This is a genomic window from Daejeonella sp. (genome assembly GCF_037719425.1).
Classification (GTDB): Bacteria; Bacteroidota; Bacteroidia; order Sphingobacteriales; family Sphingobacteriaceae; genus Daejeonella.
Map to the genome: position 1 here is coordinate 2,501 of NZ_JBBJNI010000161.1, position 6,640 is coordinate 9,140.

The window sequence follows — 6,640 nt, forward strand, 5'->3', positions numbered from 1 at the left end:
TGCCCATAATTTTTTCTACGAGCCAATAACCCTGTGATTAGACTGTTGTTTTCAAAATAGATGTCTTGATTGCTCTGGTTGTTTTTTTGTTTAATGAAATCGACTTCCATAATTTCTTTCAGGCTCTCGTTGTAATACACAACTTTCTTATCCTGCGAAAAAATGTTAAAGTACAACGCTAATAAATTTATTGCGAGATATTTCCTCATGTTATGACGGTTTTCTGTTGTCCCATTCTCGTTTCAACATTGCGTATTGAAATTCACTTCCCCATTTTCCTTTGAAGAATATGTTTTCAATAAAGTGTCCTTCTTGTTTAAATCCAATACTTTTTAGTAAGCTGATTGAAGCAATATTTTCAGCATCCACTATTTCAACAACTCGGTGTATTTCTTTTGTGTCAAACAGAAAAGTCAAAACTCCGATTATAACTTCTTTTGCGTATCCCTTTTTTTGTTCGGGATGCGAAATTGTTATTCCAATTTCTGCAATTCTTGTGTCGTATTGGTCAAGTTAATTGCACAGTCGCCAATAAGTTGTCTCGTTTCACTATTTTCAATTCCGTACTGCACCCATTCTCCTGCTTTGCCAAAATCCTTTGTCGAGTTGCCAATAATAAATTCTTCGGCTTGTTCCATTGTCATAGCATCAAAACCTTGATATTTTGTAACTTCTGGATTAGAGCGATAAATATAAAAATCCGATAGGTCGGATAATTCGAGGTGTCGAATATAAAGTCGTGTTGTTTGTATATTTAGTGTTTCCATTACTCATATTATTCTCGCAAATGATTTGTCGGGTTGTCTTCACAATGACCGCTAACGGTTTGCGGGTTTAAGTTGTGCCGGTGTTAGTGGCACTGTCCTTTGTCGCGTACCACTAAGGTGATTAAGAAGTTGAACAGATCGAGTAGCAGGTCAGCCGGCATAGCTTTAACCTGCTGTTATAGGTAGTGCGGATATAATTTCGGACTATATTTCTACGCTCAGTTTCAAATGTTTCCCAAATCCTTCGCGAATTATTCTCATAAGGGTTGATAATCGGATATCGCTCGCGTTATTTTCAATTCGGGAAATATAAGTCTTTGTTGTCCCGCATTTTTCAGCCAATTGCTCTTGTGTTAATCCTTGTTCCTTGCGGAGCTCCTGCAACATTACCCCAAGCCTGAATGTCTCAAAGCCTTCTTCGTATTTCTCACGAGTTTCAGTTCCATGTTTTCCGTACTGGAAATCCAGATGGTCTGCAAAAGAGGTTAGGTTTTTATTTACTTTTTTCATCTAAATATTGTTTTTTTAGTCTTTCTGCTAAGTCTAGTTCGTTTTTCGGAGTCTTTTTAGTTTTCTTTTGAAAACCATTCACTAACACAATCAGTTGTCCTTTGTCGAAAAAACAAAAAACACGGTAAATGTCAGAACCAACCTCAACTCTGATCTCATAAAGTCCAGTTGAACCAGTAAGATGTTTAAAATATTTTTCAGGGATCCTGTCAAGAGTCGCAATAAGTTGCAAAGTCCAGTTGAACTTTTTCTTTACTTCTGGCTTCAGCGTTTCAAAAAAATCAAGGTAGTATTCCTTGAAATAATAAATGTCCCTTATAAATTTGTCACCCATTTTACCTAGCAAAGTTAGCTAATTAGATAACATATTCAAAGTCGTTAATGAGAATTTTTATATGAAGGGATGCAGGAGCATTACCTATAACTTACATATATGTCTGTTAAAGTCACTCCAAGCCAGCCAAATCCGGCGCCTTGCTTCCCTATCAGCATCCTTAATTTAAAGATGAATATTTTTATCCAATTTCTACAGCGTTTAGTTTTCTGCAGCGTTTAAGTTGCCGTAGGCATCCCTACGGGACTAACAACCATTTGTCATTGCGAGCGCAGCGCGGCAGCCATTTGCAAAACCCACCCCCCCTCCGTATCTTTACCCTCGCATTAAACGCTGTTTGCACCAGTATCAATGATTTATGATTAAGTATAACACACTCCTTTACTATTGCTACAGCGCAATAGAAAATGCTGAACAATTCGCAGCAGATCATCTTCAGTTTTGCAAGTCTTTAAACCTTGTGGGGCGCATTATCGTGGCCGAAGAAGGATTGAACGGCACCGTTTCAGGTACTGCAGAATCATGTAAAGCCTATATGGAAAAGCTTCATGCAGATCCGCGCTTTGCTAAGATTGATTTCAAAATAGATGAAGTTCCCGAGCCTTCTTTTATCAAGATGCACTGCCGCTATAAATCGGAGATCGTGCATTCCGGCTTAAGGGATCCGCATATTATAAACCCGGAACTCAAGACCGGCATCCACCTCGGGGCGGATGAGTTTATCAATATGAAGGATAATGAGGATGTTGTTATTCTTGATGTTCGTTCAGACTATGAGCATTCTATCGGCAGGTTTAAAAATGCCGTAACCCTGGATATTGAGAACTTCCGTGATTTCCCGGCAAAGATCAATGAGCTGGCAAAGTATAAAGACAAGAAGATCATTACTTATTGCACCGGCGGTATCAAATGTGAGAAAGCCTCTGCTTTGCTTTTACATGAGGGTTTTGAAAATGTTTACCAGCTGCATGGCGGGATCATCAAATACGGCAAGGAAGCCGGAGGTAAAGATTTTGAAGGCAAGTGCTATGTATTTGATAACAGGGTTGCCGTTGATGTAAACACTGTGAACCCGGCGGTTATTTCAACCTGCCTTAACTGCGGAGGTCATACCACAAAGATGATCAATTGCGCCAACCCGGAATGCAATGAGCATTTTACCCAGTGTTATGCCTGCGGCGAAAAGCTGGAAGGGGCATGTTCCAATACCTGCCAGTCACATCCGCGGAAGCGTGAGTATGATGGTACGGGCTATTATGTAAAAGTGCCGCAGGCTGTGAATAGTAAAAAGCAAAAGGTAGCTCTGTAAAAAATATTGCAAAGAGCTTATGCATTACCTGTCATTTTTCCCGTCAGGTCTGGAAAAGCACACTCCTTCAATAGCATTTTTCTGATGGCAGAGTTTGTAGCTATTGAAGGCGTGTGCTGTAATGAGCTTTTGATTTGACCTATTTTTTCGAGCCGAAATTAAGGGTATCCTGATAGAATGTTACCTCTCCACTTGAGATGTCGTGAGTGCCTCCAATGATTCCAATTTGTCCTTCTTCAATCATTTCTTTGAGGATTGTGCTTCGTTGCATTATCGCTGTAACGGTTCGCTTCACATTTATTACGGCAACATTTTCAACAAAAATCGGGTTGCTGGAATTTCGATTTTCTTTAGTTACCATTTCATCGTCAACTGCAGGCCTGATTTTAGTGAGCAGGGCTGTCAAATTACCCATTTCTACGTGATCGCAAGCGCCTCTGACTGCTCCGCACTTCGTGTGACCTAATACAACAATAATTTTTGCGCCAGCTACCGCACAACCAAATTCCATACTGCCTAAGATATCTTCATTAATTATGTTGCCAGCAATACGGACACTGAAAACGTCGCCTAGTCCCTGATCGAATATTAATTCGGCAGAGGTTCTGCTGTCAATGCAACTCAGAATTACCGCGAATGGATGTTGTCCGTCTGATGTTTCGTTTGCTTGCTGAAGCAGGTTGCGATTGATCTTCAGATTATTTACAAAGCGTTTATTTCCGTCTTCTAATAGTTCTAGAGCCTTGGATGGGCTTATTTGCGCTTGCAATTCTTTTGTAAGTGTTTTCATTTTTACTTGAGTTAATGGATTATGATAAGTGAAAGTTTTCCGTTTGATGTGCCTGAGGTATGTCAGTTTCTTTTAATAGTTGTTTAATATTAATTTCAATGGTTCGGGCAATAGCCGTCATTGCAGTATCTGTTGGTCTGTTCTCAAACGGATCCTGCATATGAGTTGCTGATTTTTCCAATAGAAAAAAAGCTGCCGATATTAAAAGCAGTAAGGGAATTTCAAAATAGCCGGCAACATCAATTAATGAAACTGATAGTGTTACAACGAATAAGTAAATGATGGCATGAAGAAACAGTCGGTAAGTAACAGGGAACACTGTTGTTTTTATTCGTTCTGATTTTCCCTGTGCATCGCAAAGCCGGGTAAGGGTGTTATCTAGTTGTAATTGCGATAATATTTCTAGTTGATTTCGATCTTTAAGGTTCCTGATGTCCTTTGCGTGAAGGTTGAGCAATGCTAAGGGCTTGTTATTGTGGTGTCTAAGCTCTTCAAGATCTTCAGGGGAGATGTATTGCTCTAAATTTTCAGTTGGATTGAGCCCTCTAAGCGATTGTCCTAAAGAATAGCACCAGGCAATTTGTCTGAAGGAAATTTTTCTAACCATCGGGTCATTGCCAATTGTTGTTAAATTTTGCAATTGAATAACGAAACTTCTTGAATCATTAACGATAGATCCCCATACTTTCCGGGCTTCCCACCATCTATCGTATGATTGACTTAGTTTGAATGAAAGAAGAATTGAAATGGCCGTGCCAATAAAAGCAGGGATTGTTAGAGGCATAGCCGGCAATAGATCCCGATACTTTTCGGTGATAAAAAGAACTAATAAAGATAAAACCAGTACATATCCAAGGTCATATTTTACTTTATTAAATATGTAGGCAGCGGGTATTCGTTTGTTTAATAACATAACTGATCTCTTAATGTATGGGTCAAAGATAGCAATCATTTATTAAATGATAGTAATACTATTATAAATAATTGTAGAATATTATTTAAGTTTGCTTCTTCTTCAATAACCAGTAATGACCTAAATGAAGTTACAGCTACAGATGAAAATGAACGAAGCCTTGTATCTTCGTAATCCGGAAAGCTCTGAACTGGGAAAGAGCATTCTCAAGCATAGCGTTCAGTTAATTTACAAGGCAGGTTTTGAGGCTTTTACCTTTAAGAAATTGGCTGAAGAGATTGGCACAACTGAGGCCGGTATTTATCGATACTTTGAAAATAAACACAAGCTATTGGTTTATCTGACAGCCTGGTATTGGGGCTGGCTTGAATTTCAGATAAGTTTTCAAACGAATAATATCGAGGACCCGGTGGTAAAGCTTAAGAGAATAATCATGCTATTGGCATCGGCAGTTGAAGATGATCAGCAGACAAATCATATAGACGAAAGTTTACTTCATCAGATTGTTATTGCTGAGGGGTCAAAGGCATATTTAACGAAACAAGTCGGGGAGGATAACAAACAGCATTTTTTTAAACCCTACAAGGAATTGTGTGCCGTGATTAGCAGGGTGATCTCAGAATGTAGTCCATCATACAAATATCCCAAGTCATTGGCGTCAACTATAGTTGAAATGGCTCATTTCCAGACCTTCTTCATGAATAACCTACCTTCACTTACTGATTTTAGTACGAAGAAGGAGGAAAGCGAAATTATTTCCTTTCTGAATGACCTGGTATTTACAAGTTTAATGAAAAGTTAATTTTTTCCCGGATGTAAAGCTATTGCTCAGTGAAGTAATAAACGCGCCAATTTTCACTAATTTGATCTTCTGAAAAATAGTACCATGATAAACAAGACTTACTGCCTGGCCTTAATAATACTGGTTTTACAGCACCTTTCAATGGCTCAAAATAACACCTACTCTAAAGAAGCCTTTGTAAAAGGTACTGATACCCTACTGTACAGGCTCCTGCTGCCCGAAAACTTTGACCCGGCAAAGAAATACCCGGTTCTGTTCTTCCTGCACGGATCAGGTGAGCGGGGCAATAATAATGAAGCCCAACTGACGCATGGCGGGAAGCTTTTCCAGAGCGAGCGCATGAGAAAGGATTTTCCTGCAATTGTAATATTCCCCCAATGCCCTGCAAAGGATTTCTGGGCAAATGTACAGTTCCGCAATACGGGTGAACGCTTCGGCTTTCAAACAGGCGGAGAACCGGGCAAGGTTATGAGCCTGCTCATGGAGCTCGTTGAAGATTACCGCGACCAGAAGTATGCCGACAAAGACCGGTTCTATGCAGGCGGCTTATCAATGGGAGGTATGGGGACACTGGAGCTCCTGCGCCGGAAACCAAAAGTTTTTGCAGCAGCAGTGTCTATCTGCGGCGGCGATCATGTGGACAATGTCAAAAAGTATAGAAAGGTCCCCGTTTGGTTTTTCCATGGGGAAAAGGATACCACCGTGCCTGCGGAAAAGTCTAAGGTAGTGGTCGCGGAACTGCAGCGTTTAAAAGCAAAGGATGTTAAGCTGACCCTGTATCCTGAGGCCGGACATAATAGCTGGGATGCAGCATTTGCGGAAGCGGAGTTGTTGCCGTGGGTGTTTGGACATGAGAGGTAGGAGGAAAGTTGAAAGTTGAGAGTTGAGAGTTGAGAGTTGAGAGTTGAGAGTTGAGAGTGGAGAGTAGAGAGTGGAGAGTGAAGGTCAGAAGTCAGAGGACTGATGTGACGGATATTTGAGAAGGGTGCTGGTGGTGCTGGAGAAGGTTGTGTAATAGGGGAAGCTGGGTGCTTAAGGTTTGTCTGCGCTGTCTTCGTCCTTAGATTCTTCTGCGGGTTTTGTATTAGCAGCTTTAAAGCGTGGCACGTAAGCGGGCTTTGGTTTATCTGCAATTTCCTCATTTTGCTTTTCAACGGGCTTTACAGGAACGGCCGCTTTAAAGCGGGGTACATAGGCCGGCTTTGGTTTCTCTGC

At 40.6% G+C, this 6,640-nt stretch carries 10 protein-coding genes; 3 read left to right on the top strand and 7 right to left on the bottom strand.

Features of this window, described 5'->3' with window-relative positions; translation table 11 throughout:
- From WKF69_RS16720 to WKF69_RS16735, 4 genes are all read right to left on the bottom strand, one after another.
- On the bottom strand, positions 1-209 hold a 209-nt coding region (locus tag WKF69_RS16720), incomplete at its 3' end, for a hypothetical protein (protein WP_340383367.1).
- A gap of 264 nt (positions 210-473) precedes the next feature.
- The gene (locus tag WKF69_RS16725; protein ID WP_340383368.1) at positions 474-767 is read right to left on the bottom strand and encodes a GNAT family N-acetyltransferase; all 294 of its coding nucleotides are present in this window, start codon (positions 765-767) and stop codon (positions 474-476) included.
- A 204-nt stretch (positions 768-971) separates the two neighbouring features.
- Positions 972-1,277, bottom strand: coding sequence for a helix-turn-helix transcriptional regulator (locus WKF69_RS16730; RefSeq protein ID WP_340383369.1), 306 nt, complete (start codon positions 1,275-1,277; stop codon positions 972-974).
- Entirely contained in the window at positions 1,261-1,611 is a 351-nt protein-coding gene (locus tag WKF69_RS16735) for a type II toxin-antitoxin system RelE/ParE family toxin (protein ID WP_340383370.1), read from the bottom strand. The genes WKF69_RS16730 and WKF69_RS16735 overlap by 17 nt, the downstream gene beginning before the upstream one ends.
- Positions 1,612-1,969: 358 nt before the next feature.
- Here WKF69_RS16735 and WKF69_RS16740 point away from each other — a divergent pair, with 358 nt between their 5' ends.
- A complete protein-coding gene (locus tag WKF69_RS16740; RefSeq protein ID WP_340383371.1) occupies positions 1,970-2,920 on the top strand; it encodes a rhodanese-related sulfurtransferase in 951 nt (316 codons plus the stop codon).
- Between the two features lie 139 nt (positions 2,921-3,059).
- On the opposite strand, the gene WKF69_RS16745 is transcribed toward WKF69_RS16740, so the two are convergent.
- Together WKF69_RS16745 and WKF69_RS16750 are read right to left on the bottom strand one after the other, a co-directional pair.
- Entirely contained in the window at positions 3,060-3,710 is a 651-nt protein-coding gene (locus WKF69_RS16745; protein WP_340383372.1) for a carbonic anhydrase family protein, read from the bottom strand.
- Positions 3,711-3,729: 19 nt separating this feature from the next.
- Positions 3,730-4,623: a bestrophin family ion channel gene (locus WKF69_RS16750; protein WP_340383373.1), complete on the bottom strand. Its 894-nt coding sequence runs from the start codon at positions 4,621-4,623 to the stop codon at positions 3,730-3,732.
- A 124-nt stretch (positions 4,624-4,747) separates the two neighbouring features.
- Here WKF69_RS16750 and WKF69_RS16755 point away from each other — a divergent pair, with 124 nt between their 5' ends.
- On the top strand, positions 4,748-5,425 hold the full coding sequence (locus tag WKF69_RS16755) for a TetR/AcrR family transcriptional regulator (RefSeq protein ID WP_340383374.1): 678 nt from the start codon (positions 4,748-4,750) through the stop codon (positions 5,423-5,425).
- An 84-nt stretch (positions 5,426-5,509) separates the two neighbouring features.
- Positions 5,510-6,286: a prolyl oligopeptidase family serine peptidase gene (locus WKF69_RS16760; protein ID WP_340383375.1), complete on the top strand. Its 777-nt coding sequence runs from the start codon at positions 5,510-5,512 to the stop codon at positions 6,284-6,286.
- Positions 6,287-6,457: 171 nt separating this feature from the next.
- On the opposite strand, the gene WKF69_RS16765 is transcribed toward WKF69_RS16760, so the two are convergent.
- On the bottom strand, positions 6,458-6,640 hold a 183-nt coding region (locus WKF69_RS16765; protein WP_340383376.1), incomplete at its 5' end, for a hypothetical protein.